We start from the raw sequence: 25,361 nt of genomic DNA, 5'->3' as shown, positions 1-25,361 counted from the left end.
GGCTGGAGGCTCGTCTTGCCCGCGGGAGGCGCGCCATTATGTGGCAGATGCCAGTTCTTCGACCACAAGCTGGTCGTTGGTGTAGACGCAGATTTCCGCCGCCACCTGCATCGCCTTGCGCGCAAGTGTTTCGGCGTCTTCCTCATATTCCACCAGCGCGCGCGCTGCCGCGAGAGCGAAATTGCCGCCCGAACCGATGGCTGCCACGGTGCCCTTGGGATGGGACACCGGTTCCAGCACATCGCCATTGCCCGTCAGGATCAGCGTCACGTCCTTGTCAGCGACGATCATCATCGCCTCCAGGTTGCGGAGATATTTGTCGGTTCGCCAATCCTTCGCCAGTTCGACGGCGGCGCGCATCAACTGTCCGTTGTGACGCTCCAGCTTGGCCTCTAGCCGCTCGAACAGGGTGAAGGCGTCCGCCGTGGCACCGGCGAACCCGCCGATCACCGAGCCGTCGTGAAGACGGCGGACCTTGCGGGCATTGGGCTTCATCACCGTCTGGCCCATGGAAACCTGGCCGTCGCCGGCCACGATCACCTTTCCGTTCTTGCGTACCGACATGATCGTCGTGCCATGCCAGACCGGCATGGATTGGGAGCGTTGGTCGTTCATGGCCGGCATATGGGAGCGATGGCGACGACGCGCAAGCATCGCCTGCACAAGCGCTGAATCGTGTCATTTTCTGGACAGATTTATTTCAATTCGTTCAGGAACCAACCTGGCGCAATTGACATTGTGCAACGCAGCAACAATCATTCAGCCATGTTGCAGAGAGGCAAGACCATGACCCTCCGGGCCAGAGCGCAGGAAAAGGTCGAGCGGGCGGGAATATCCAACTATTCCTTCGATCAGGATGTGCTGGTGATGTGCGGCGTGCGCTACACCATCGCGGCCTGCGACTGCGGTGAGCCGGAATGCGACGGCGTCCGGCTGGAGAAGGATGCGGCCGTCGCCAGCCGCATCCTCCAGTAAATGGGCCGGCTTCGGTAAACGAGCCGGTTGCCCGATCAATTAATGGCTTTTTCCCCGGCGCGACCGACGGATTCGATGTCGCGACCCGCACCCTTGACGGTGTTGCAAGCGGCCAGCGAGGTAAGAAGCAGCCCGGCAATGACGAGGGCGACGGTTTGACGCATGAACATGCACTCCTTTTGAAAGCGTATCGACTATAACGCGGATGGCGCGAATAAGTCCATTTTCGGAAAATTGCTTGTTGCACTGCTTGACAGGCGGCGCGGTGGATGCCAATGGCCGCCTCCTCCTTGAAAGGGGGCGCGTAGCTCAGCGGTAGAGCACACCCTTCACACGGGTGGGGTCACAGGTTCAATCCCTGTCGCGCCCACCATGACCTGCCTGGGCGCGGTCATGGTTTTTCCAGGAAATATTATTTCCCAACATTGATCTTTTCATCCGCTTGACGCTAATTTCGCGCCCATGTGCTGCTGCTTCGTCGCGGCTCAAGCAAGGGATGAAAATGTCGCCATATCTGAAATGCGGTGCGGCTGTCGGCGTGCTGCTGCTCTCCGTGATATCCGCCCAGGCGCAGGAAAAGCTGACGCTGGAGCGGGTGTTTGCCAGTCCCGACCTGTCCGGTCCACAGCCCAGAGCGCTGAAGCTGTCCCCTGACGGCAGGCTGGTGACGCTGTTGAAACCCCGGCCCGATGAAAAGGAGCGGCTTGATCTCTGGGCGGTGGACAGCTCCACGGGTGCGGAGTGGATGCTGGTCGATTCCAGGAAGACCGGCAGCGGCGCGGAGCTTTCGGAGGCGGAGAAGATGCAGCGGGAGCGGGATCGCTCCGTTGCGGGCAGTACCGGCATCGTCAGCTATGACTGGTCGCCGGACGGCAAGTCCATCCTCGTGCCGGTCGACGGGGACCTCTATCTGGCGGCGCTGGACGGGAAGGTGACCCGGCTCACCGACACGCCGGATGGCGAGTTGAACGCGGTGGTCAGTCCAAAGGGCGGCTATGTCTCCTTCGTGCGTGGCGGCGATTTCTTCGTCCAGCCGATGGGCGGGACGGAAAGGCAGTTGACGCAGGGTGCCAGAGGCACGGTAAGCTGGGGCGTGGCCGAGTTTGTCGCGCAGGAGGAAATGGACCGGCGCACAGGCTATTGGTGGTCGCCGGACGACAGGTTGATCGCGGTCACGCGCGTGGATGAAGGGCCCGTCGGCGTGGTCACCCGTACCGCCATCGGCGGCGAGGGCACCAAAGTATATGAGCAGCGCTATCCGGCAGCCGGAACGCCCAATGCATTGGTCGACCTCTATGTGATGAAGCCGGAGGGCGGCACGCCGGTGAAGGTCGATCTCGGCGCGGAAAAGGACATTTATCTCGCCCGCGTCGATTGGTCGAAGGACGGCAAGACGCTTTACGTCCAGCGCGAGAGCAGGGACCAGAAGACGCTGGACCTGCTGGCGGTCGATCCGGCGACGGGAAAGGCGCGGGTGATCCTGACCGAAAGGGCGAAGAGCTGGATCAACCTCAGCAATAATTTCACGCCGCTGCGGGACGGCAGCTTCCTGTGGTGGTCGGAAAAGACCGGCCACGGGCATCTCTACCATGTGCGGGGCAGCCAGTGGACGGCGCTCACCAGCGGCAACTGGGAGGTGCGCGACGTGGTGAGCGTGGATGAGGGCGCGAAGGGGGGCGGGGGCACCGTCTATTTCACCGGCAACAGAGAGACGCCGCTGGAACAGCAGCTTTATGCCGCGCCGATCGCCAAGGCTGGGCCGTTGCGGCAATTGACCTCGGCCGGGTGGTGGAACGACGCCGTGATGGATGGCGCGGCCAGCCGGATCGTGGTTTCCCGAAGCAATACCGATCAACCGCGCCAGGTCTATCTCGCCGATAATTCAGGCAAGCGGCTGCAATGGCTGTCGGAAAATGCGATCAAGGGCGACCATCCCTATGCGCCCTATCTTGCCAGCCATGTGAAGACGAAATTCGGGACCATCAGGGCTGCGGACGGATCGACGCTCTACACCCGGATCATGACGCCGCCCCTGGAGGCCGGAAAGCGCTATCCGGTCTTCATGCTGCATTATGGCGGGCCTGGCACCGGGCGGCAGGTCACCAATTCCTGGGGTTCGCCCATCTACCAATATCTGGTGGACCAGGGCTGGATCGTCTTCGTTCTGGACAATCGCGGCACGCCCGACCGCGGCAAGGCGTTCGAGGACCAGATCTACCACGCCATGGGAACGGTCGAGGTGGAGGACCAGCTTGCGGGCGTGAACTGGCTCAAGAGCCAGCCCTATGTCGATCCCAGGCGGATCGCGACCTATGGCTGGTCCTATGGCGGCTATATGTCGCTCAAGCTGCTGGAAAAGGCGCCGGGGGTCTTCTCGGCGGCGGTGGCGGGCGCGCCGGTCACGAAATGGGAGTTGTACGACACCCATTATACCGAGCGCTATCTCGGCCAGCCGCAGGAGAAGCCCAGCGCCTATCCCGGCTCCGGCGCGGTCGAGGAGGCGGTCAAGATCAGCGATCCACTATTGCTGATCCACGGCATGTCGGACGATAATGTGGTGTTCGACAATTCGACCGCCTTGATGGCCAGGATGCAGGGGGCGGCCGTGCCGTTCGAGATGATGGTCTATCCGGGCCAGACACATCGTGTGGGCGGGCCGGGGATCAGCGTCCATCTGTGGCGGACGATCGAGAATTTTCTCGCGCGGCATGGGGTGGGGCCGGAAACGCCTGGCGAATAACTGTTTCCTGTTCCTGCCTTTGCAGGAGCACGGAACCTCAACAGGATGCGTAGTGCCAAGAAGCCCGGCTTTGACGCAATAAACGGCTTGTCACTGGACAAATGGTGCAATGCCGCTATGGCGCGCACTCCGCAATGCAAGCATCGAGTGGAGTGTCAAGTCATGGGTTACAAGGTCGTCGTCGTGGGAGCCACCGGAAATGTGGGCCGCGAGATGCTGACCATTCTCGCCGAGCGCGAGTTCCCGATTGACGAGATCGCGGCGGTAGCCTCGCCCCGGTCGCAGGGCGCCGAAATTGATTTCGGTGACACCGGCAAGACGCTCAAATGCAAGAATATCGAGCATTTCGATTTCACCGGCTGGGATATCGCCCTGTTCGCCGCGGGTTCCGGCCCGACGGCCGAATATGCGCCCAAGGCGGCGGCCGCAGGATGCGTGGTGATCGACAATTCGTCGCTCTACCGCATGGACCCGGACGTGCCGCTGATCGTGCCCGAGGTGAATCCGGATGCGATCGACGGCTATAAGCGTAAGAACATCATCGCGAACCCGAACTGCTCGACCGCGCAGATGGTCGTGGCATTGAAGCCCCTGCATGACGCCGCGACGATCAAGCGCGTGGTCGTCGCCACCTACCAGTCGGTTTCCGGCGCGGGCAAGGCGGGCATGGACGAACTGTTCGAACAGTCGCGCAACATCTTCGTGGGCGATCCGGCCGAGCCGAAGAAGTTCACCAAGCAGATCGCCTTCAACGTGATCCCGCACATCGACGTCTTCCTGGACGATGGTTCGACCAAGGAAGAATGGAAGATGGTCGCGGAGACGAAGAAGATCCTTGATCCCAAGGTGAAGGTCACGGCGACCTGCGTGCGCGTGCCCGTGTTCGTCGGCCATAGCGAGGCGCTGAACATCGAGTTCGAGAAGGAAATCTCGGCCAAGGAAGCGCAGGACATCCTGCGCGAGGCGCCCGGCGTGATGCTCGTCGACAAGCGCGAGGATGGCGGTTACGTCACCCCTGTCGAATGCGTGGGCGACTATGCAACCTTCATCAGCCGCGTGCGCGAGGATTCGACCATCGAAAACGGTCTGAACCTCTGGTGCGTCAGCGACAATCTGCGCAAGGGCGCCGCGCTCAACGCGGTGCAGATTGCGGAACTGCTGGGCCGCCGGCACCTGAAGAAGGGCTGAGGCGCCCGATGATCTCCGGCGCTGTGGGGGTCTGGAAATCCGTTCCAGTCCAGCAGCGCCGGATGATCATGATGCTGGTCGCGGCCATTCTGGCCGCGAATGTCGACCAGCCCTATCCCGAACTCGCGCCGCTACAGCACGGCCCGACCATGTTGCTGGCTCTTGCCGCGCCATGGCTGCTGCATCGCTGGCCCCTGTCGAACGGGTCGGCGGGATGCGTCCTGCTGTTCCTGCTGCTGCACACGCTTGGCGGACGCTATATCTATTCCTATGTGCCCTATGATGCCTGGGCGCGGGCGATCAGCGGGCATGATGTTTCAGACACGTTCGGGCTGGCGCGCAACGGTTATGACCGGCTGGTCCATTTCGCATTCGGCGCCCTGCTGACCGCGCCTTTCGCGGAGCTGGCGCGGCGTCATGGCGCGATGCGGCCGGGTTGGAGCCTGGCCTTCGCCTTTGCCTTCGTCGGATTGGTAAGCGCCGTATACGAGATTTTCGAATGGTTGCTGAGCGTGTTCGCTGCCGGGCAGACCGCGGACTGGTATAATGGCCAGCAAGGCGACATATGGGACCCGCAGAAGGACATGGCAGCCGCGCAGATCGGCAGCGCGTTGGCGCTTCTCTGGCTTTGCGCCACTCGACAAGGGTGGGGCGAGGCCATATCGCCGGACCCGCATTCATCCCCGGACCCGCATTCATCCAAGGAGTAGCCCAGTGTCCGACCTGCCCGTCGAAAAGTTGGAAATCAAAGGCCTGGGTGGGCTTCCCCTTGCCGTGCACATGGTGGGGGCGGGCCGTGACCTGGTGCTGATCCACGGCTATTTCTCCAATGCCTACACCAACTGGATACGCTATGGCCATGCCGCGAAGCTGGTGGAAGCGGGCTTTCGCCTCATCATGCCCGACCTGCGCGGCCATGGCGAAAGCGGCAAGCCGCATGATCCCGTCGCCTATCCGCCGGACGCATTGACGGAGGATGGGCTGGCGCTGATCGAGCAGCTCGGGCTGACCGACTATGATCTGGGCGGCTATTCGCTGGGCGCCCGGACGACGGTGCGGATGCTGGCGCGGGGCGCGACGCCGCGCAAGGTGATCCTGGCCGGCATGGGGCTGCGTGGCCTGGTGCAGACGCTGGACAATGGCGGCTATTATCGCAACGTCCTGACCAATCTGGGTAGCTTTGAGCGCGGCACGTCGGAATGGATGACGGAGGCCTTCCTCAAGACCACCAAGGGCGATCCGGTCGCGATGCTGAACATCCTCAACACCTTCGTCGATACGCCGAGGGAGGTCATCGCCGGGTTCCAGCAGCCCGTCGAGGTGATTTGCGGGGCCGACGACCGGGACAATGGCGTCGCGCAGGAACTGGCGAAACTGCTGCCCAACGGGCGCTATGTCGAGGTTCCGGGGAACCACATGAATGCGGTGACCCGGAAGGAACTGGGGCAGGCGATGGTGGATTTCCTGACGGCCTGAAGCGCAGGAGCCGGTGCTTACCGAAAGGGCGGCTCGTTGAAGGCGCGCAGCTTGCGGCTGTGCAGCTTCGGCCCCTCCTGCCGCAGCAGTTCGCAGGTCATCAGGCCCACCCGCAAATGGCCCGCAATGGCTTCCTCATAGAAGCGGTTGGCCTGCCCCGGCAATTTCAGTTCGCCATGGATCGGCTTGTCCGAAACGCAGAGCAGCGTTCCATAAGGCACCCGAAACCGATAGCCCTGCGCGGCGATCGTCGCCGACTCCATGTCTATGCCGACCGCACGCGACAGGCTGAAGCGCAGCGCCGAACTGGAGTAGCGCAGTTCCCAGTTGCGGTCGTCGGTCGTGACGACCGTGCCCGTGCGCAGGCGACGCTTGAAATCCTCCCGGTTGTCACCGCCCAGCACGGCTTCGGCCGCCTTCGCCAGCGCCACCTGGACCTCCGCAATGGCGGGAACAGGGATTTCCGGCGGCAGCATCTCATCCAGCACATGATCATCGCGCAGATAGGCGTGCGCCAGCACATAGTCGCCGATCCGCTGGCTGGGGCGCAGGCCGCCGCAATGGCCGATCATCAGCCAGGCTTCCGGGCGCACCACGGCCAGATGATCGCAGATGGTCTTTGCATTGGAAGGGCCGACGCCGATATTGACCAGCGTGATCCCGCTGCGATCGGGCGCGATCAGGTGATAGGCGGGCATCTGGTGCCGGCGCCATGCGCTGTCCGCGATCATCCGGGCGGGATCGGCGGTTTCCGGCGTCACATAGACTCCGCCTGCCCCGGACAGCGCGGTGTAGCGGTTTCCCTCCCGCTGCAATTCGGCACAGGCCCAGGCCACGAATTCGTCCACATAGCGATGATAGTTGGTGAACAGGATGTAGCGCTGCACATGCTCCGCCGGCGTGCCGGTATAATGTTTGAGCCGCGCCAGCGAGAAATCCGTGCGCAGTCCATCGAACAGGGCAAGCGGCCTTTCGCCCGCGCTGTCCTGCATGAACAGGCCGTCGGCGATCTCATCCCCGATTTCCGCCAGTTCGGTGGCCGGGAAGTGGCGCGCGAGTTCGGTCGGCGGCGTGCCATCCAGCGCGCTCATGTCCAGGCCGTCCAGGACATAGGGAAAGGGAATCTGCTGCTCGCTGATCCCCGTTTCGACCGTCACGCCATAATCGCGGACGAGAAGGTCGATCTGTTCGGCCAGATAATCGCCGAACATGGCGGGACGGGTGACGGTCGTCACATAGCGGCCAGGCCTGGACAGCCGCGCGAAGGAACGGCCGGGGGGCGGCGCGTCCGACTCGCCATGATGGGTGATCCGCAATTCCGGATAGCAGAAACGTCCATCCGTCCGGGCTTCGGGAACCGGAACGCTGCCGTCGCTGGCGTAGGCACGCATGGCCTGGCGGAGATTTTCGATGGAATTCCGATAGATTTCGTCGAGCTCAGCGACGATCGCACTGCCGATGCTTTTTGTCATCGAACCTTGGTAACGCACTAATGTGACCGAAGAAAGATGCGCGCCCGATCAGAGGCGCGCATCCTGCAAGATTCAGATCTGATCGAGCATATATTCGGCCGACGACACCTTGTAATCGCCCGGCGCCTCGACATTCAGTTCCGCGACGACGCCGTCCTTGACGATCATGGAGAAACGCTGACCGCGCGTGCCCATGCCGAACTTGCTGCCGTCCATGGTAAGGCCGACTGCCTGTGCGAAATCCGCATTGCCGTCCGCCAGCATCGTCACCTTGCCATCGGCGTTGGCGGACTTGCCCCAGGCGCCCATGACGAAAGCGTCGTTGACGGCGGTGCAGGCGATCTCATCGACGCCCTTGCCCTTCAGTTCTTCCGCCTTCTCTACGAAGCCGGGCAGATGCCGCGCGGAACAGGTGGGCGTGAAGGCTCCCGGCACGGAAAAAAGCGCGACGGTGCGGCCGGCGAAGAAATCGTCCGAAGCGACCTGCTCGGGGCCGTTTTCGGTCATCTTGACGAAAGTGGTGCTGGGGACGCGTTCGCCCTTCGAAATGGTCATCGTCTGCCTCCTGGCCTTGTTTGGGTCGGCGGCACGTTGGGCTTGGAGGCCGGTCTGTCAAGGGGTTGCGCGGAATATGGCGCACTGCCCCTTCCAAGCGATGGCTCGCCATTGGCAAAGGCGGCAAGGCGCGTATATTTGACGGATGACCCCAACACGCTCCTATGCCGGTCAATTCCTGCTCGCCCTGCCGGGGATGGAGGACATGCGGTTCGATCATTCCGTCATCGCCATGTGCGTGCATGACGAGGGCGGATCGCTGGGCATTGCCGTCAGCGACGAGATTGACGGCGTCAGCCTGCATGACCTGTTGGAGAGCTTTGACATCGAGCCGCGCAATGTCCCGGATGTGCCCGTGCTGCGCGGTGGGCCGGTGGAACCCCGGCGCGGCTTCGTCCTGCATTCGCTCGACTGGGGTGGGCATGACATGGTGGCCGTGGGCGAGGGATGGGGCCTGTCCGGTTCGCTCGAAATCCTGAAGGCGATTGCGGAAGGGAAGGGGCCGAGTCGCTATCTGGTCGCCCTGGGCTATGCTGGCTGGGGCGCGGGACAACTGGACGAGGAAATGAACGGCGAAAGCTGGTTCCCGACCAACTGCACCGCCGAGCTTCTGTTCGACGTCCCTGCGGCTCGGAAATGGTCCGCCGCCTATGCCTCTGCCGGAGTCGACGCCTCCCATCTGGTCAGCGGTGCGGGATCGGCCTGACCCGCAGGTCGGATCGCAGCCGTCAGCATGAGGGCTGCGATGGCTTGTTTCTCCATCGTAGCTGAACCCTTTGTGGTGAAATTCAGCTAAGCTTCGTCGTTGATGGTCCGTCAAGGACGGGTGCAGCCTTGCCCTCTGCCGCTACGATCGGCCCGCATCGGTCGGACATGCCTTGGGACATCACCACCGCATTGGCGGCAGAGGATTCTTCGTCTCAGGAGCCGGTGAAGGTCGCGTTGCGCGGCCCGGCGGAATAGACATAAAGAAAACTTTATATTGAGTTGCCATGGACGGCGGCGATTGGTAAAGCCCAGCCCATCGCCGCCGTTCGTTCATTCGGGCGGCGGCCTCAATCTTAACGATATGGAGACAGGCTCGTGGCCACCGCACCCGCCACCCAGGCGCAGGATTATGTGATCCGCGACATCAGCCTTGCCGCTTTCGGCCGCAAGGAAATCGAAATCGCGGAAACCGAAATGCCGGGCCTGATGGCCCTGCGCGCCGAATTCGGCGCCGCCAAGCCGCTGAAGGGCGCGCGCATCACGGGGTCGCTGCACATGACGATCCAGACCGCCGTGCTGATCGAGACGCTGGCGGAACTGGGCGCTGAAATCCGCTGGGCATCGTGCAACATCTTCTCCACCCAGGATCATGCCGCCGCCGCCATCGCGGCGCGGGGCATCCCGGTGTTCGCCGTGAAGGGCGAGACGCTGGAGGAATATTGGGACTATGTCATCCGCATCTTCGATTGGGGTGACACGGTCTGCAACATGATCCTGGACGATGGCGGGGACGCCACCATGTTCGCGCTGTGGGGCGCCCGCGTCGAGGCCGGGGAAGAGCTGTTCACCCCCGGCAACGAAGAAGAGGAAATTTTCGTCGCCACGCTGAAGCGGTTCCTGGCGGAGCGTCCGGGTTATCTGACGGAGACGGTCAAGGCCATCAAGGGCGTGTCGGAAGAGACCACCACGGGCGTCCACCGCCTTTATGAGCTGGCGAAGAAGGGCAAGCTGCCTTTCCCGGCGATCAACGTCAACGACAGCGTCACCAAGTCGAAGTTCGACAATCTCTATGGTTGCAAGGAATCGCTGGTCGACGCGATCCGCCGCGCCACCGACGTCATGCTGGCCGGCAAGGTTGCCGTGGTCGCCGGTTTCGGTGACGTGGGCAAGGGTTCCGCCGCTTCGCTCCGCAACGGCGGCGCGCGCGTGCTGGTCACCGAAATCGATCCGATCTGCGCATTGCAGGCGGCGATGGAGGGCTATGAAGTCGTCACGATGGAAGAGGCGGCCAGCCGCGCGGATATTTTCGTCACCGCGACCGGCAATGAGGACGTCATCACCGTCGATCACATGCGCGCGATGAAGAACATGGCGATCGTCTGCAACATCGGCCATTTCGACAGCGAGATCCAGATCGCGGGCCTCAACAACATGAAGTGGACCGAGATCAAGCCGCAGGTCGACGAGGTGGAGTTTGCCGACGGGAAGAAGATCATCGTCCTGGCCAAGGGTCGACTGGTGAACCTTGGCTGCGCCACCGGCCATCCGAGCTTTGTCATGTCCTCGTCCTTCACCAACCAGGTGCTGGCGCAGATCGAGCTTTGGACCAAGTCGGGCGAATATAAGAACGAAGTCTATGTGCTGCCCAAGCATCTGGACGAGAAGGTCGCAGCGCTTCACCTGGAGAAGCTGGGCGTGAAGCTGTCGAAGCTGACGCCCAAGCAGGCCGCCTATATCGGCGTGACGCAGGAAGGTCCGTTCAAGCCGGATCATTACCGCTACTGATCCAGAGCATTTTTCAACTTGGCCGTTTTCGGCCAGTTCGAAAGTGCTTTGCGGGGACGGGAAGGGGAGGCGTTGACCTCCCCTTTTTTTGCGAGCGGTCTCGGCCTCAGTACAGCGACGAAGGGGACGAAAAATGCCGTTCTGTCGTACCGCTGTCGTCCTTCGGTTTGTGGATCAGCGGCACTCCGCCTGATGCAGATCGCTCAAGCGGTTGGATGTTGCTCGAATTTCAGATGTCCTTCCGCCGCCACTTCGGTCGCATCTATCCGCGCGACACGGGCCGCCGGCGGACCTTGGCCGGCCAGGGCAATGAACCGCTCGACCGCATCATCCTGCCCTTCGACCAGCGCCTCGACGCTGCCGTCGATACGATTGCGGACCCATCCCGCAAGGCCGAGTCGACGGGCGGCCTCTACCGCCCAACCGCGGTAGAATACGCCCTGCACCTTTCCATGGATCGTCAGGTGCCGGGCGACAGTTCCCATCAATGCACCCGCTTGATCCAGGTCTGGCCGTCGCGGCTTTCGACCTTGAAATTCTTGATCGAGCGGACGAGGTCGGACAGCCGCTTGAACCCATAGTTGCGGGTGTCGAAGCTGGAGCGGTTGCCCGCAAGCTGGCCGACTTCGCTGAGGCGGGCAAAACCCTGATCGTCGCGTTTGACGGCGTTATAGGCGTCGATCAGCAGCTTGACGAGATCGGGCGCGACCTCGGTGGCGTCGGGGGAGGCGGGTTCCTCCATCGATTCCAGCTCAACGGGCGTCTCTCTTGTGCTGGTAAGCGCGCCGACATCGATGAAGCGGGTGCAGGCGCTGCGGAACGCCTGCGGCGTCTTGTCAGTGCCGAAGCCGTAGACCGGCAGGCCTTCCTGCCGGATGCGCGTGACCAGCGGCGTGAAATCGCTGTCGCTCGACATCAGGCCGAAGCCCGTGACGCGACCCGACGCCATGAGATCCATGGCGTCGATCGTCATCTTCATGTCCGTCGCATTCTTGCCCCTGGTCAGGTCGAACTGCTGCTGCGTTTCGATCGCCTGCGTCACGGCCTGCCGCGCCCAACCCTTCAGCGCGGGCTTGCTCCAGTTGCCGTATGCGCGCCTTATGTTGACCGTGCCCAGTTCCGCCAGAACGGTCAGCACCGGATCGAAATGATCGGCAGAGACATTGTCTGCATCGATCAGCAGGGCGATATTGCCGCTGGGGATCGATGCGACCATCAGCCTTCCAGCGCCGCCGGGCTGAACTGTCCGCTCGCTTCGTCCAGCAGGTGAAGCTGGCCGTCGGCAATCGCGAAGAAGGCACCGACCAGCCTGATCTCGCCGGTCCGTTCCTTGGCGCGGACGCAGGGAAAGCTGCGCAGGTTGGCCAGGCTGACCTTGACGCCTTCCTGTTCCATGGCCCGTTCCGCGTCGCGGCTGCGGTCATCGCCGAAGCGTTCCACCACCTTCTCCCGCGCTTCGTCGAGCAGTTCGATCCAATTGTGGATGAAGCCGCCCTCGCCGGGGGGCGCATCTTTCAGCGAATGGCTGAGAGCCGCCTTGCAACCGCCGCATTTGCCATGGCCCATGACGACGATCTCTCCGACCTTCAGCACCTGAACGGCGAATTCCAGCGCCGCGGACACGCCGTGGCGGCCGGGGTTGGTTTCGAAGGGCGGGACCAGCGCAGCCACGTTGCGCACCACGAAAATCTCGCCAGGGCTGGTGTCGAATATCTGCGCGGGATCGACTCGGCTGTCGGAACAGGCGATCACCATGACGCGCGGGCTTTGCCCTTCGTTGAGTTCGTCCCATCGTCCCCGCTGCATCGTCCAGCCCGTATTCCGGAAACGGCGATAGCCGGCGAGCATGTCAGCAAAATCGGTCATGCGCCGGTCTGTGCCGAACAATGATGGGGCTGGCAAGAGCGCTCTCGCATCGCTATCTGGGGCGCATGACCGATATCGTCCCGATCCCCGCGCCCGCCGCGCGGCCCGAACGCACCCGCAAGCCCGACTGGATTCGCGTCAAGGCGCCAACCAGCCCCGGCTATAACGAGACGCGCAAGCTGATGCGGGAAAAGGGACTTGCGACGGTGTGCGAGGAAGCAGCCTGCCCGAACATCGGGGAATGCTGGACCAAGAAGCATGCGACCGTGATGATCCTGGGCGATGTGTGCACGCGGGCCTGCGCCTTCTGCAACGTCAAGACTGGCATGCCGCGCAAGGTGGATCCCAACGAGCCGCAGAACCTGGCCGACGCCTGCGCGGAAATGGGGCTGGAGCACATCGTCATCACCTCCGTCGATCGCGACGACCTGCCCGATGGCGGCGCGTCGCAGTTCGTGAAGGTGATCGAGGCGTTGCGCCGCACGACGCCGGACACGACCATCGAAATCCTTACCCCTGATTTCCGCAACAAGCATGAACGCGCGGTCGAGATGATCGTGGCTGCGCGGCCCGACGTCTACAACCATAATCTGGAGACGGTGCCGCGTTTGTACCCCACCATCCGGCCCGGCGCGCGCTATTATGCGTCCTTGCGGTTGCTGGAGACGGTGAAGAAGCTCGATCCGTCAATCTTCACCAAATCCGGCATCATGCTGGGGCTGGGGGAGGAACGGCTGGAAGTCCACCAGGTGATGGACGACATGCGATCGGCCGATATCGATTTCCTCACCATGGGTCAGTATCTTCAGCCCACGCCCAAGCATGCCAAGGTGATGGAGTTCGTCACCCCCGCGGCGTTCAACGCCTATGCGGCGATTGCGCGGGCCAAGGGCTTCCTGCAGGTGGCATCCAGCCCGCTTACGCGATCCAGCTATCATGCGGGCAAGGATTTTGCCGAGATGCGCGCGGCCAGAGAGGCTCAACTGGCGAAGGCAGCCCGATAAGCCGATGCCCAAGCATAACGAAACGAGGCCGCTTCCCTATACGCCTGAACAGATGTTCGACCTGGTGGCGAATGTCGAGGCCTATCCCGAATTCCTGCCCTGGGTCAGCGCGATCCGGGTCCGGTCCGATAGCGATTCGGAAATGGTCGCGGACATGATCGTCGGCTTCAAGGGGATCAAGGAGAGCTTCACCTCCCGCGTGCACAAGCACCGGCCGGATCACGTGCGGGTCGATTATCTCGACGGGCCGCTCAAGCATCTCCACAATGAATGGAACTTCCGCGATGACGGCAAGGGCGGGGTGCTGGTTGATTTCGAGGTCGAGTTCGAATTCAAGAACAGGCTGTTCGAGATGCTGGCGGGGCAGATGTTCGACAAGGCGCTGCGCAAGATGATCGGCGCCTTCGAGACCCGCGCGGCGGAGCTTTACGGCGCCGGCGAGTCGGGCAGCAATAGTTCGAGCGCGCAGAGCGCCGCCTGAAGGCGGACGCCGCCCCGGCCCGTATCTCCGAAATAATGCATGTCGGCGACGATCTTGTCGGGGCTGGCGCCGCGTTCGGCGCGGGCGAAAACGACGGTGCCGACGGGTTTCTGTTCCGATCCGCCGCCGGGACCGGCTATGCCTGTGATCGCGACGGCGACATTGGCGTGGCTCTTGTTGAGCGCGCCCTGAGCCATCGCCCAGGCAGTGGCGATGGAAACGGCGCCGAAAGTTTCAATGACATCCTGAGAAACCTTCAGAAGTTCGCTTTTCATGTCATTGGAATAAGTAATAAATCCGGCTTCGAACACTTCTGATGAGCCGGCTATTTCGGTCAGCGCGGCGGACACCAGTCCGCCCGTGCAGCTTTCCGCCACGGCAATGGTACGACCGGCGCGCCGGTTGGCGCTGATGACGCGCTCGGCCAGGTCGACCAGCTGCGCGGGAAGGATGTTATCGGGCATGGAGTCAGATTAGCGCGGGGAGGGAGAGGGTGGCAACAGCCTGTGCGGCGATACCTTCCCGGCGTCCGGCAAAGCCCAGCCGTTCCGTGGTGGTCGCCTTCACGCTGACCCGATCCAGGGTAATGCCCAGGATTTCGGCGATCCGGTTGCGCATGGCGTCACGGTGGGGGCCGATTTTCGGCGCCTCGCAGATCAGCGTCAGGTCGACATGCTCGATAAAGCCGTCCCGTTTTGCGACGCGTCCCGCCGCATATTCCAGGAAGCGGGACGAGGCCGCGCCGCGCCATTGAGGGTCGGAAGGCGGAAAATGGCTGCCTATGTCGCCCTCCGCCAGGGCGCCGAGCAGGGCATCGACTAGGGCGTGGATCGCCACATCCGCGTCGCTGTGCCCGGCCAGGCCCCGATCGTGCGGAATGCGTATGCCGCACAGCCAGAGCTCCTCTTCGGGCGCAAGTCGGTGGACATCATAGCCCATGCCCGTCCGCACGCTTCGAGCAGCGCCCAGTCGGGCTTCGGCGCGCGCAAAATCTTCAGCATAGGTCAATTTTTCCAGCCTTTCATCGCCCGCGACCAGCATGACGTCATGACCCGATTGCCGCACCATCTGGGCATCATCGGTTGCTTCCTGTGTACTGTCCCATAGCCGGTGCGCAGCCAGCAAGGCGTCGAAGCGAAAGGCCTGGGGCGTCTGGACACGGAACAGGCCATTGCGGTCGACGACCTCAGCGGCATTGTCCTGCTCGCTCCTGACCAATGTGTCTGCGACCGGCAAAACAGGGATCGCACCGATTGCCCCTTCCAAAGCGGCAAGCAGCCGATCGATCACCGGCGCAGGAAGAAAGGGGCGGGCCGCGTCATGAACGAATATGCGCGCCGCGCCGCCGGCGGAGGCGATATGCTCCAGGCCGGCGCGCACCGACCCACGACGGCTGTCGGCGCCCTGAACGATTGCCCCGACGGCACGATTTCCCAGCATGGCCCGCACATCGTCTTCCTGCCCCGCACCCACCACCAGCACGATGGAATCGATAGCCGGATGGCGTGCCAGCGCGTCGACGGCATGGATGAGAACCGGCTTGCCGCCGATCGGCCGGAATTGCTTGGGGATGTCGCCGCCCGCGCGGCTGCCCTGTCCTGCTGCAACCAGCAGGGCGACGGTTCGGTCTGTCATGGCCGCGCCTGTACCGCAGTGCCGGAGCGACCGCCAGCCCCGCTTCGCTTGCCGAGGATGCGGATTTCCGCTAAGGGCTGCCTGTTTTTTAGGCAGTGACGGAACGATGCAGAGGCTTTCCCCGATTTCCATAGGTCCGGTGACGATTGACATGCCGGTCGTGCTGGCGCCCATGACGGGCGTGACGGACATGCCGTTCCGCACGCTGGTGCGCCGCTATGGCTCCGGCCTGAACGTGACGGAGATGATCGCCACGGCGGCCATGATCCGCGAGACCCGCCAGTCGCTGCAGAAGGCGGCATGGCATCCGCTGGAGGAACCCGTTTCCATGCAGCTTGCCGGCTGCTCGCCCACGGAAATGGCGGAAGCGGCGAAGCTCAACGCCGATCGCGGCGCCGCGATCATCGATATCAACATGGGCTGCCCGGTGAAAAAGGTGGTGAACGGCGATGCCGGCAGCGCCCTGATGCGTGATCTACCGCTCGCCGCTTCGCTGATCGACGCCACCGTCAAGGCTGTCGACGTGCCCGTCACGGTCAAGATGCGCATGGGTTGGGACCATGCCAGCCTCAACGCGCCCGAACTGGCCCGGATCGCAGAGGATCTGGGTACGAAGCTGATCACGGTCCACGGCCGTACGCGCTGCCAGATGTACAAGGGGTCGGCGGACTGGGCCTTTGTCCGCAGCGTGAAGGAAGCGGTGTCGCTGCCCGTCATCGTCAATGGGGACATCTGCTCCATCGACGATGCCGAGACAGCGCTGGAGCAGAGCAGCGCCGATGGCGTGATGATCGGGCGGGGCGCCTATGGCCGGCCTTGGCTGATCGGTCAGGTGATGCACTGGTTCCGCACGGGCGAGCGCCTGGCCGATCCCTTGCTGGACGAGCAATATCGCGTGATTACGGAACATTATCGCGCGATGTTGGAGCATTATGACAGTCACACTGGCGTGAACATGGCCCGCAAGCATATCGGCTGGTACACCAAGGGGCTGCCGGGCTCTGCCGAGTTCCGCAACGCAGTGAACCAGGAGCCGGACGGTGATGTCGTGCTGGACATGCTTGCGCGCTTCTACGAACCGCTGATTGCCGACGAGGGTCTGGTAGAGACACGCAAGGCGGCATGACGGCGGACATGACCACCATCCCATCGCTTCGACCGCAGCGGGATGGGCCATCGCTTTCCGAACTCATGACTGCGCTGCCGGTCGCAACTTTGGTGGTGCGGCCGGACAACAGCATCGCCGACGCCAATGTCCGCGCCGAAACGCTGCTCAACATGGCGCGTTCAGCCATAGTCGGAAGCGATATAGCGCGGACCATCCGCATGGCGGAGATGGGGGCGCGCTTCGACATCTGGCATAGCAACAAGCCGATCGCGGCCTATGACATTCGCGTGCATGCCGGACGCACGGCGGAGATGGAAGTCGACCTGATGATCGCGCCTATCGTGGATCATGAAGGCTGGCGCGTGGTATCGGTCCACACCCAGAGCCAGGCGCGCAAGATCGGCCATCGCGGCACGGCGGGAGGCGCGCGCTCGGCCATCGGCGCAGCGGCGATCCTGGCGCATGAGATCAAGAATCCCCTGTCGGGCATAAGGGGCGCGGCTCAATTGCTGGAATCGGGCAATGGCGGGCGCGACGCCGCTTTGACGCAACTCATCTGCAATGAGGTGGATCGGATAGCCGCGTTGATCGACCGGATGCAGGATTTCACCACGGACCGGACCCTGGAATGCCGCAGCGGCAATATCTACCCGCTGATCGACCGGGCGGCGAATATCGCCGCCGCCGGATTTGCAAGAAATATAAAGATCATAAAGAGTTATGATCCATCCCTGCCATTTGCCAATATCAACGAGGACGCGCTGGTGCAGGTGATGATCAACCTGCTCAAAAATGCTGCGGAAGCGCTGGAGCATTGCAAGAAGCCGCGCATTCGCGTGGAAACGGCGTTTCGCCACGGTGTGTCGGTGGTTGTCGGCAAGGGGAAGGGCAGCGCGGTGCTGCCCATCGAAATCCTGGTCGTCGACAATGGTCCCGGGGTGCCGGAGCATATATTGGACCACCTGTTCAATCCCTTCATCACCGGCAGGCGGGACGGGACGGGACTGGGGCTGGCGCTGGTGGACAAGCTGGTGCGCGACATGAGCGGGTTCGTGCAATATTCGCGCGATCATCAGGCAGGGGAATCGACCTTCCGAATCCTGCTGCCGATGGGGACTGGATGAAGACGGCAGGGTGATGGCGGTGACAGGCTCGATCTTGATGGTGGATGACGATCCGGCGATCTGCCTCGTCGTCGGTGAGGCCCTGCGGCGGCAGGGATACAGGGTGAAGACGGCGGCATCGATCCGGGAGCGCAGCGTCCTGCTGGAAAGCTTTTCGCCTGATGTCCTGATCACGGACGTCATGTTGCCGGACGGTGACGGGCTGGACGGCATTGCGGACATATTGGAGCGGCGCCCCGCGCTCAGCATCATCATCCTGTCGGCGCAGAACACGCTGAACACGGCGATCCGCGCCACGGAAAAGGGCGCGTTCGAATATCTGCCCAAGCCCTTCGATCTGAACGAGCTCACGCGCGCGGTGTCCGATGCGATCGGATCGGGCAAGGGAGCTGCCGAGGAAGCGACCGATAGCGGGTTGCCGCATGACGGACTGCCGCTGGTGGGGCGCTCCCCGGCGATGCAGGAGGTCTATCGGACCATCGCCCGTGTCCTGTCGAACGACCTCAGCATATTGGTGCTGGGGGAATCCGGCACGGGCAAGGAACTGGTGGCCGAGGCGATCCACAGCCTGGGTCAGCGGCGGACACGACCCTTTGTGGCGATCAACATGGCCGCCATTCCGCGCGAATTGATCGAGGCGGAACTGTTTGGTTATGAAAAGGGCGCCTTCACCGGAGCCCATGCCCGCACCGCCGGCAAATTCGAGCAGGCGCAGGGCGGCACGCTGTTCCTGGACGAGATCGGCGACATGCCGATGGAGGCGCAGACGCGGCTGCTGCGCGTTTTGCAGTCGGGCGAAGTCACGACCGTGGGCGGCTCCAAACCGGTGAAGGTGAATGTTCGCATCATCGCAGCCACCAACAAGGACCTGCCCAGGCTGATCGAGGAGAATCGCTTCCGGCAGGATCTCTATTATCGGCTGAACGTGGTTCCCATCGCGTTGCCGGCACTGCGCGAGCGGCGGGAAGATGTGATCCTGCTTGCTCGCCACTTCCTTGATCGCGCGGCGCAGGAGGGGCTGCCGCGCAAGGCGCTGTCCGACGATGCCGCGCAATTGCTGATGGCCTATCATTGGCCCGGAAATGTGCGGGAGCTGCAGAATATCATGCAGCGGCTGGCGGTGTTGAGCCGCGAGAATGTGATCACGGCCGATCTGCTGCGCAACAGCCTGCCGCTGGATGCCGTTCCGGCCGATTATGCCGCGCCCGGCGATCTGCTGGGCCAGGCGGTGCGGGAATGGGCAAAGCGGCAACTGGGCATCGGCCTTACCCAGCCGAACCGAAGCCTGCATGATGACCTGCTGGCCGTGGTGGAGCCGATCCTGTTCCAGGAAACGCTGGCCAGCGTCGATGGAAACCAGATCCGCGCCGCCGGGTTGCTCGGCATCAACCGGAACACGCTGCGCAAGAAGCTGACCGATTACGGCCTCGATCCCTTGCAGCTTCGGATCGCCGATTAAGGCATCGGCCGACGGTCCGGTCGCTGGCGACGAAGCGAAAGCGCTTTTCGACCGGAAGCCATTTGTTCATCAATTACTGTGTTTGATCGGGCACATTAATGTTGTAACCAAGCCACTATGGAAGGCGCAGTAACTCTTCCGGCGCGGGGCCGGGCATGGAAAAGGCGTTTTCCGCTTTTCCTGCGCCGTCGGCTTGCCGCGGTGGTGGAGGCTGTGACGCTCGTCCTGTTTCTGGGCATGGCGGGGATCACCTATTTCCTGCTGAGCGGACAGGGGCAGTCATACACATTGCTGACGCCGCCCATAGTGGCGCTGCTGCTGGTGGCGAACCTGGTGCCAGCCATTGCGCTGCTCGTGCTGCTGGGGCGGCGGGTGGCGAAGCGGCGCGCGGCTCAGTCAGCGATCGGCAGCGACGGTCAGTTGCACGTTCGGCTGGTGGCGATCTTCTCCATTGTCGCCAGCGTGCCGATGCTGCTGGTCGTGATCTTCGCCTCCCTGCTCTTTCAATATGGCGTGCAATTCTGGTTTTCCGACAGTGCACGGGGCATGTTGCAGAACGCCAGCGATCTGGCGCGGGGCTATTATGAGCAGAACCTGCGCGACGTGCGCGACGAAACCGTCACCATGGCGAGCGACCTGCGCGATTATCTGGCTCAGTCGAAGGTTTCCAGTCCACGCTTTGCGGAAGGCTATATCTACCAGGTAGTCACGCGGAAGCTGAACCGCTCGGCGATCATCGAGATCGGGAAGGACGGCGTGGCGCGCACGGCGGCTACGGTCGATCCGGAAAGCCGGCCGGTTTCGGAAATGCTGACCCCCGATGTGGTGAAGCGGCTGGCCTCCGGCGAGGATGTGGTGGTTGCGGCGAAGCCCAACCAGATCGAAGCGGTGACGCTGCTCTACCCCAATGCGAAAATCTATCTCTACGCCACCCGCGATTCCGGATCGACGGCCTTCAGCAATGTGGAACGGGCGCAGAAGGTGTTGTCGGATTACGACATATTTGCCGCACAGTCCCGCGCGCTGCAGTTGCGGTTCAACATATTGCTGTTCGTGGGGTCGCTGCTGCTGGTCGGCGTGGCTGTGTATATCGCGCTCAAGGTCGCAGACTGGATGGTGCGGCCGGTGAACGAACTGGTGATGGCGGCACGGCGAATCACGGCGGGCGACCTGTCGGCCCGCGTGACCAGTCCCCAGAGCCGGGACGAGATCGGCACGCTGGCCGCAGCCTTCAACCGCATGACCCAGCGCCTGGAGGCGCAGACCGGGGCGCTGGTGGCGGCGAACAGCCAGCTTGACGAGCGGCGCGCCTTTATCGAGGCGATCCTGTCGGGCGTGTCGGCCGGCGTGTTGTCGGTGGATCGCGAAGGTATCATCCTGCTGCTCAACAGCTCGGCGGCGGCCCTGCTGGTGAGGGAGGGGGACGATCCGGTAGGGCGGCCGCTGACCGAAATTTCCCCCGAACTGGCCTCGCTCATCACGTCCGAGGATGGCGCCGGCATCGTTCAGATCCGCGCCCATGGCGATGTACGGACGCTGGCGGTCAAGGTGTCGGAGGACGCATCGCGCCACATTCTGACATTCGACGATATCACCCAGCAGCTTTCCGATCAGCGCCGCGCCGCCTGGTCCGACGTGGCGCGGCGCATCGCGCATGAGATCAAGAATCCGCTCACCCCGATCCAGCTCGCCGCTGAACGGTTGCAGCGCCGCTATGCCGAGGAAGTGACGAGCGACAGGGCCACCTTCACCCGCCTGACCGGCACGATCGTGCGCCAGGTCGGTGACCTGCGCCGTATCGTGGATGAATTCTCCTCCTTCGCGCGCATGCCAAAGCCGGTGTTCCGGCGCGAGCGGGTCGACGATATCGCTCGCCATGCGCTGTTCCTGCATGAAGTCGCCCATCCCGACATTCGCTTCCAATATCATTCGACGGACAGCGATGCGGAATTGGTATGCGATCGCCGGCAACTGGGGCAGGCGCTCACCAATATCGTCAAAAATGCCGTTGAGGCGATCGAGCCCAAGACCGTCTCGGACGGCGATGACTGGCGTGGCCAGGTCTCCATGAGTGTGGAGCATGATGGCGGCAATCTGCTGATTGCGGTGCAGGATAATGGCATTGGCCTGCCCCCGGAACGCGAACGCATTTTAGAGCCATATATGACGACCCGGACCAAGGGCACGGGCTTGGGCCTGGCGATCGTGAAGAAGATTGTCGAGGAACATATGGGTGAAATCCGCTTCGACGATGCCGACGGTGGGGGCGCTCGTGTGGCCCTGCGCTTTCCGGTGGCGGCGCTCGAAAAATTGGAAGAGGGGCAGGTCATTGCCTTGTCCCATGGTAAAACGACTGGAAAAGTGACGGCCAATGGCGCTTGATATTCTGATAGTCGACGATGAAGAGGACATTCGCGATCTGGTGGCGGGTGTCCTGGAGGATGAGGGTTTCGCCACGCGCACGGCCGCGAACAGCGACAGCGCGATCGAGGCGCTGGATGCGCGGCGCCCTTCGCTGGTGCTGCTGGACGTCTGGTTGCAGGGTTCCAGGCTCGATGGCCTGGAACTGCTGGACGAGATAAAGCGGCGGGATGCGACCATTCCGGTGCTGATGATCTCCGGCCACGGCAATATCGACACCGCCGTCGCCGCCATTCGCAAGGGGGCAGCGGATTTCATCGAAAAGCCTTTCGAGGCGGACCGGCTTCTGCATCTCGTATCGCGGGCAACCGAAACCGAACGGCTGCGGCGCGAGAACCAGGTGCTGCGGGCGCGCTTCGGGCAGGATGATGAGCTTACCGGCACATCGGCGGCGATCAATGCCGTTCGCGCCACCATCAAGAAAGTCGCGGGTACGGGCAGCAGGGTGCTGATTTCCGGACCCGCCGGGGTGGGCAAGGAAGTCGCCGCACGCATGCTGCACAGCTGGAGCGGACGGGCCGATGCTCCCTTCATCATCGTCGCCGCGGCGCGGATGGACCCGGATCGCGTCGAGGAAGAACTGTTCGGCGTCGAAGATCCGAGCGGACTGGTGCGTCCGGGCTATCTGGAGCAGGCGCATGGCGGTACGCTCTACCTGGATGAGATCGCGGACATGCCGCTCACGACGCAGGCGAAGATCCTGCGCGTGCTGACCGACCAGAGCTTCACCCGCGTCAGCGGACAGCGGCAGGTCAAGGTGGACGTGCGCGTCATTTCCTCGACCGCGCTCAACCTGGCGAGCGAGATCGAGGAGCGGCGTTTCCGCGAGGACCTCTTCTATCGGCTCAACGTCGTGCCGCTGGTCATTCCGCCTCTGGCCGAGCGGCGGGACGATATTCCTCCGCTGGTCGAACATTATCTCGCGCGTTTCGCGGCGGAACGCCGGGTTCCGTCGCCGGAAATCGCCAGCGACGCCATGGCCGCGCTCCAGGCCAATGAATGGCCGGGCAATGTCCGCCAGCTTCGCAATGTCATCGAACGCACCATGATCCTGGCTCCGGGCGAGCGGATCGGAAGGATCGAACTGGACATGCTGCCGCCCGAACTCACCAGCAATGGTGGTTCGGAAGGCATGGGTCAGTCCGCGATCATGGGCGCGCCCCTTCGGGAGGCGCGGGAAAGTTTCGAGCGCGAATATCTGCGCATCCAGATCCGGCGCTTTTCGGGCAATATTTCCCGCACCGCAACCTTCATCGGCATGGAACGTTCGGCGCTTCACCGGAAGTTGAAGCTGCTGGGTATTACGGATGGGAAGGACGGTTGAGGCAAAGAGAGGCCTCTTCAGCCAAACTGGGCATGGACGGCTCTTCGCAATTGCGGTAGACTTGCCTCGCTTCCGACAGGCGGAGGCGAGCAAGACATCCTGCTTAAGGGTGCGAGCGCGGGTAACGTCCCGCCAATAAAGGACTGGTGAAGACCATGGCCGACAAAGTGAACAACCTTCAAGACATCTTCCTGAACAGCCTGCGCAAGAGCAAGACGCCGGTGACCATGTTCCTGGTCAAGGGCGTTAAATTGCAGGGTATCATTACCTGGTTCGACAATTTTTCCGTCCTGCTGCGGCGCGACGGGCAGTCGCAACTGGTATACAAGCATGCGATATCGACCGTCATGCCTGCTCAATCCATGGACCTTACCGATCTGCGCAAGGCGAGTGACGGCAACGGCAAGTCGAAGCTGCTCCAGGAAATCTTCCTGAGCGCGGTGCGCAAGTCGGGCAGCCCGGTGACCATGTTCCTGGTGAACGGCGTCATGTTGCAGGGCGAAATCGCCGCCTTCGATCTTTTCTGCATGCTGCTGGAACGGGACGGCATGGTCCAGCTCGTTTACAAGCATGCCATTTCCACCGTGCAGCCGCTGCACGCGCTCGACCTCACCGGCGAGGGTGAGGGCGAGGATTGAACGCTTTTTCTTGTCTCTGCCGGGTTTCCCGTGAAGCCGGCAGAGGCGGGAAGCGTTAAGCCGTCATGGCCGTTTTCAACCGAGATTCAGCTGATGAAGTATCGCGTGGTGCACGCGCCATTGTTGTGCGCGCCGATGTCCATGGTCCGGAACGGCGTGACAGCGATGCGCGGCTGGACGAGGCGAGGGGGCTTGCCCTGGCTATCGGCATCGACGTGCGCGCAGCGCAGGCCTTCCGTGTGCGCGATCGAAAGCCGGCGACCCTGTTTGGTAGCGGACAGGTGGATCAGATCGCGACGCTGGCGCGGGCGGAAGATGCCGAACTGGTCATTGTCGACAATGCGCTCAGCCCCGTGCAGCAGAGCAATCTGGAAAAGGCGACCGAAACGAAGGTCATCGACCGGACCGGCCTGATCCTGGAAATTTTCGGTGAGCGTGCGGCGACCAATGAGGGGCGCCTGCAGGTCGAACTGGCGCATCTGGACTATCAGGCAGGACGGCTGGTGCGCAGTTGGACCCACCTGGAGCGGCAGCGGGGCGGTTTCGGCTTTCTTGGCGGTCCCGGTGAAACGCAGATCGAAGCGGACCGTCGGATGATCCGCGATCGCATGGCGAAGATCAGGCGCGAACTGGATCAGGTGACGAAGACGCGCGGCCTGCATCGGGCACGGCGGCAACGTGCGCCCTGGCCCGTGATCGCGCTGGTGGGTTATACCAATGCGGGCAAGTCAACGCTGTTCAACCGCCTGACCGGGGCTGACGTCATGGCGGAGGATCTGCTGTTCGCGACGCTTGACCCCACCATGCGTCAGATCGCCCTGCCGGGACTGGACAAGGCCATTCTTTCCGACACTGTGGGGTTTGTTTCTGACCTGCCGACGCAGTTGATCGCCGCATTTCGCGCCACGCTGGAAGAGGTGCTGTCGGCCGATCTGATCATCCATGTCCGCGATATTGCACATCCTGACAGCGAAGCGCAGCGCGACGACGTGATGGACGTACTGGCCGAGCTTGGCGTCGCGGGGGAAGGGGCGCTTGACGCGAGCGAGGGTAGTGATCCGCCGCCCATTATCGAAGCGTGGAACAAGCTGGACCTGCTGGACGAAGAGGCTGCGCTACTGGCGCGCGAGACCGCTGCGCGGCGGAACGATGTGGTCATCCTGTCCGCTTTGACCGGGGAGGGGGTCGACGACCTTCAGCGGGCCATCAGCAGCCGGCTGACCGCCGGTGCGCGAGTGCACCAGTTGCATGTGCCCCTTTCTGATGGCGCGGCCATGGCGTGGTTGCACGAACATGGCGATGTGATTGGAAGCAAGGCCGATGGCGCGGACATGCTGGTGGATGTCCGCCTGTCCGATTCCGCATTGGCGCGGTTCCTCAAGCGTCTTGGGAAATAGCCTTT

General features: G+C 62.9%; 25 protein-coding genes and 1 tRNA gene. 17 read left to right on the top strand and 9 right to left on the bottom strand.

Annotated elements, in window-relative coordinates; genetic code table 11:
• Positions 1 to 36 precede the first annotated feature (36 nt).
• Positions 37 to 615 (bottom strand): ATP-dependent protease subunit HslV, encoded by a 579-nt coding sequence (gene hslV / locus ACN9MX_RS04410; protein WP_414714615.1) that lies wholly within the window; start codon positions 613 to 615, stop codon positions 37 to 39.
• A 171-nt stretch (positions 616 to 786) separates the two neighbouring features.
• On the opposite strand from hslV, the gene ACN9MX_RS04405 reads away from it, so the two are divergent.
• Positions 787 to 975 (top strand): hypothetical protein, encoded by a 189-nt coding sequence (locus ACN9MX_RS04405; protein ID WP_363734806.1) that lies wholly within the window; start codon positions 787 to 789, stop codon positions 973 to 975.
• 35 nt (positions 976 to 1,010) lie between these two features.
• On the opposite strand, the gene ACN9MX_RS04400 is transcribed toward ACN9MX_RS04405, so the two are convergent.
• Positions 1,011 to 1,139 (bottom strand): entericidin A/B family lipoprotein, encoded by a 129-nt coding sequence (locus ACN9MX_RS04400; protein WP_007685859.1) that lies wholly within the window; start codon positions 1,137 to 1,139, stop codon positions 1,011 to 1,013.
• Between the two features lie 134 nt (positions 1,140 to 1,273).
• On the opposite strand from ACN9MX_RS04400, the gene ACN9MX_RS04395 reads away from it, so the two are divergent.
• From ACN9MX_RS04395 to ACN9MX_RS04375, 5 genes are all read left to right on the top strand, one after another.
• Positions 1,274 to 1,348, top strand: a tRNA-Val gene (locus ACN9MX_RS04395).
• Between the two features lie 129 nt (positions 1,349 to 1,477).
• Positions 1,478 to 3,715 carry an alpha/beta fold hydrolase gene (locus ACN9MX_RS04390; RefSeq protein WP_426387243.1) on the top strand — a complete coding sequence of 746 codons (2,238 nt, stop codon included), beginning with the start codon at positions 1,478 to 1,480 and terminating at the stop codon, positions 3,713 to 3,715.
• A 162-nt stretch (positions 3,716 to 3,877) separates the two neighbouring features.
• Positions 3,878 to 4,903: an aspartate-semialdehyde dehydrogenase gene (locus ACN9MX_RS04385; protein WP_133652022.1), complete on the top strand. Its 1,026-nt coding sequence runs from the start codon at positions 3,878 to 3,880 to the stop codon at positions 4,901 to 4,903.
• Between the two features lie 8 nt (positions 4,904 to 4,911).
• Positions 4,912 to 5,613, top strand: coding sequence for a DUF2238 domain-containing protein (locus tag ACN9MX_RS04380; protein WP_426387242.1), 702 nt, complete (start codon positions 4,912 to 4,914; stop codon positions 5,611 to 5,613).
• Positions 5,614 to 5,617: 4 nt separating this feature from the next.
• Positions 5,618 to 6,379: an alpha/beta fold hydrolase gene (locus ACN9MX_RS04375; protein WP_363825730.1), complete on the top strand. Its 762-nt coding sequence runs from the start codon at positions 5,618 to 5,620 to the stop codon at positions 6,377 to 6,379.
• A gap of 17 nt (positions 6,380 to 6,396) precedes the next feature.
• On the opposite strand, the gene ACN9MX_RS04370 is transcribed toward ACN9MX_RS04375, so the two are convergent.
• Both ACN9MX_RS04370 and ACN9MX_RS04365 read right to left on the bottom strand, forming a co-directional pair.
• Positions 6,397 to 7,851 carry an AMP nucleosidase gene (locus tag ACN9MX_RS04370; protein ID WP_426387241.1) on the bottom strand — a complete coding sequence of 485 codons (1,455 nt, stop codon included), beginning with the start codon at positions 7,849 to 7,851 and terminating at the stop codon, positions 6,397 to 6,399.
• Between the two features lie 72 nt (positions 7,852 to 7,923).
• Positions 7,924 to 8,406: a peroxiredoxin gene (locus ACN9MX_RS04365; RefSeq protein WP_133652018.1), complete on the bottom strand. Its 483-nt coding sequence runs from the start codon at positions 8,404 to 8,406 to the stop codon at positions 7,924 to 7,926.
• A gap of 145 nt (positions 8,407 to 8,551) precedes the next feature.
• On the opposite strand from ACN9MX_RS04365, the gene ACN9MX_RS04360 reads away from it, so the two are divergent.
• Positions 8,552 to 9,112 (top strand): YqgE/AlgH family protein, encoded by a 561-nt coding sequence (locus tag ACN9MX_RS04360; RefSeq protein WP_363734811.1) that lies wholly within the window; start codon positions 8,552 to 8,554, stop codon positions 9,110 to 9,112.
• A gap of 377 nt (positions 9,113 to 9,489) precedes the next feature.
• The gene (gene ahcY / locus ACN9MX_RS04355) at positions 9,490 to 10,899 is read left to right on the top strand and encodes an adenosylhomocysteinase (RefSeq protein ID WP_363734812.1); all 1,410 of its coding nucleotides are present in this window, start codon (positions 9,490 to 9,492) and stop codon (positions 10,897 to 10,899) included.
• Between the two features lie 203 nt (positions 10,900 to 11,102).
• On the opposite strand, the gene ACN9MX_RS04350 is transcribed toward ahcY, so the two are convergent.
• From ACN9MX_RS04350 to ACN9MX_RS04340, 3 genes are read right to left on the bottom strand one after another with little or no spacing between them, the layout of a single operon-like run.
• Positions 11,103 to 11,384, bottom strand: a complete 282-nt coding sequence (locus ACN9MX_RS04350) for an acylphosphatase (protein ID WP_426387240.1) — start codon at positions 11,382 to 11,384, stop codon at positions 11,103 to 11,105.
• Entirely contained in the window at positions 11,384 to 12,115 is a 732-nt protein-coding gene (locus tag ACN9MX_RS04345; protein WP_363734814.1) for an NYN domain-containing protein, read from the bottom strand. The genes ACN9MX_RS04350 and ACN9MX_RS04345 overlap by 1 nt, the downstream gene beginning before the upstream one ends.
• Positions 12,115 to 12,765: a carbonic anhydrase gene (locus tag ACN9MX_RS04340; RefSeq protein WP_363734815.1), complete on the bottom strand. Its 651-nt coding sequence runs from the start codon at positions 12,763 to 12,765 to the stop codon at positions 12,115 to 12,117. Before ACN9MX_RS04340 ends, ACN9MX_RS04345 begins: the two co-directional genes overlap by 1 nt.
• Before the next feature lie 20 nt (positions 12,766 to 12,785).
• On the opposite strand from ACN9MX_RS04340, the gene lipA reads away from it, so the two are divergent.
• Together lipA and ACN9MX_RS04330 are read left to right on the top strand one after the other, a co-directional pair.
• Positions 12,786 to 13,769, top strand: a complete 984-nt coding sequence (gene lipA, locus ACN9MX_RS04335) for a lipoyl synthase (RefSeq protein ID WP_363754247.1) — start codon at positions 12,786 to 12,788, stop codon at positions 13,767 to 13,769.
• Between the two features lie 4 nt (positions 13,770 to 13,773).
• Positions 13,774 to 14,250 (top strand): type II toxin-antitoxin system RatA family toxin, encoded by a 477-nt coding sequence (locus ACN9MX_RS04330; protein ID WP_363734816.1) that lies wholly within the window; start codon positions 13,774 to 13,776, stop codon positions 14,248 to 14,250.
• Here the strand turns inward: ACN9MX_RS04330 and ACN9MX_RS04325 are convergent.
• Both ACN9MX_RS04325 and ACN9MX_RS04320 read right to left on the bottom strand, forming a co-directional pair.
• Positions 14,196 to 14,714 carry a CinA family protein gene (locus ACN9MX_RS04325; RefSeq protein WP_363734817.1) on the bottom strand — a complete coding sequence of 173 codons (519 nt, stop codon included), beginning with the start codon at positions 14,712 to 14,714 and terminating at the stop codon, positions 14,196 to 14,198. The genes ACN9MX_RS04330 and ACN9MX_RS04325 overlap by 55 nt on opposite strands.
• Before the next feature lie 4 nt (positions 14,715 to 14,718).
• Positions 14,719 to 15,885 carry a bifunctional 2-C-methyl-D-erythritol 4-phosphate cytidylyltransferase/2-C-methyl-D-erythritol 2,4-cyclodiphosphate synthase gene (locus tag ACN9MX_RS04320; RefSeq protein ID WP_426387239.1) on the bottom strand — a complete coding sequence of 389 codons (1,167 nt, stop codon included), beginning with the start codon at positions 15,883 to 15,885 and terminating at the stop codon, positions 14,719 to 14,721.
• 106 nt (positions 15,886 to 15,991) lie between these two features.
• Here ACN9MX_RS04320 and dusB point away from each other — a divergent pair, with 106 nt between their 5' ends.
• The 7 genes from dusB to hflX all read left to right on the top strand — a co-directional run bounded on the left by dusB (position 15,992) and on the right by hflX (position 25,356).
• Positions 15,992 to 17,011, top strand: a complete 1,020-nt coding sequence (gene dusB, locus ACN9MX_RS04315; RefSeq protein ID WP_426387237.1) for a tRNA dihydrouridine synthase DusB — start codon at positions 15,992 to 15,994, stop codon at positions 17,009 to 17,011.
• Positions 17,008 to 18,117 (top strand): two-component system sensor histidine kinase NtrB, encoded by a 1,110-nt coding sequence (locus ACN9MX_RS04310; RefSeq protein ID WP_363734821.1) that lies wholly within the window; start codon positions 17,008 to 17,010, stop codon positions 18,115 to 18,117. The genes dusB and ACN9MX_RS04310 overlap by 4 nt, the downstream gene beginning before the upstream one ends.
• Positions 18,118 to 18,130: 13 nt before the next feature.
• Entirely contained in the window at positions 18,131 to 19,576 is a 1,446-nt protein-coding gene (gene ntrC, locus ACN9MX_RS04305; RefSeq protein ID WP_363734823.1) for a nitrogen regulation protein NR(I), read from the top strand.
• A gap of 117 nt (positions 19,577 to 19,693) precedes the next feature.
• A complete protein-coding gene (locus tag ACN9MX_RS04300; RefSeq protein ID WP_426387236.1) occupies positions 19,694 to 21,958 on the top strand; it encodes a sensor histidine kinase in 2,265 nt (754 codons plus the stop codon).
• A complete protein-coding gene (locus tag ACN9MX_RS04295; RefSeq protein WP_133652005.1) occupies positions 21,948 to 23,321 on the top strand; it encodes a sigma-54-dependent transcriptional regulator in 1,374 nt (457 codons plus the stop codon). Before ACN9MX_RS04300 ends, ACN9MX_RS04295 begins: the two co-directional genes overlap by 11 nt.
• A 155-nt stretch (positions 23,322 to 23,476) precedes the next feature.
• Positions 23,477 to 23,959 (top strand): RNA chaperone Hfq, encoded by a 483-nt coding sequence (gene hfq, locus ACN9MX_RS04290; protein WP_133652004.1) that lies wholly within the window; start codon positions 23,477 to 23,479, stop codon positions 23,957 to 23,959.
• Between the two features lie 65 nt (positions 23,960 to 24,024).
• Positions 24,025 to 25,356: a GTPase HflX gene (gene hflX / locus ACN9MX_RS04285; RefSeq protein WP_426387235.1), complete on the top strand. Its 1,332-nt coding sequence runs from the start codon at positions 24,025 to 24,027 to the stop codon at positions 25,354 to 25,356.
• Positions 25,357 to 25,361: the final 5 nt, after the last annotated feature.

The sequence above is a fragment of the Sphingobium sp. R-21 genome (genome assembly GCF_049913335.1).
GTDB lineage: Bacteria > Pseudomonadota > Alphaproteobacteria > Sphingomonadales > Sphingomonadaceae > Sphingobium.
Note: the sequence above shows the minus strand (reverse complement) of the source record. Positions and strands in the feature narration are given on the sequence as shown.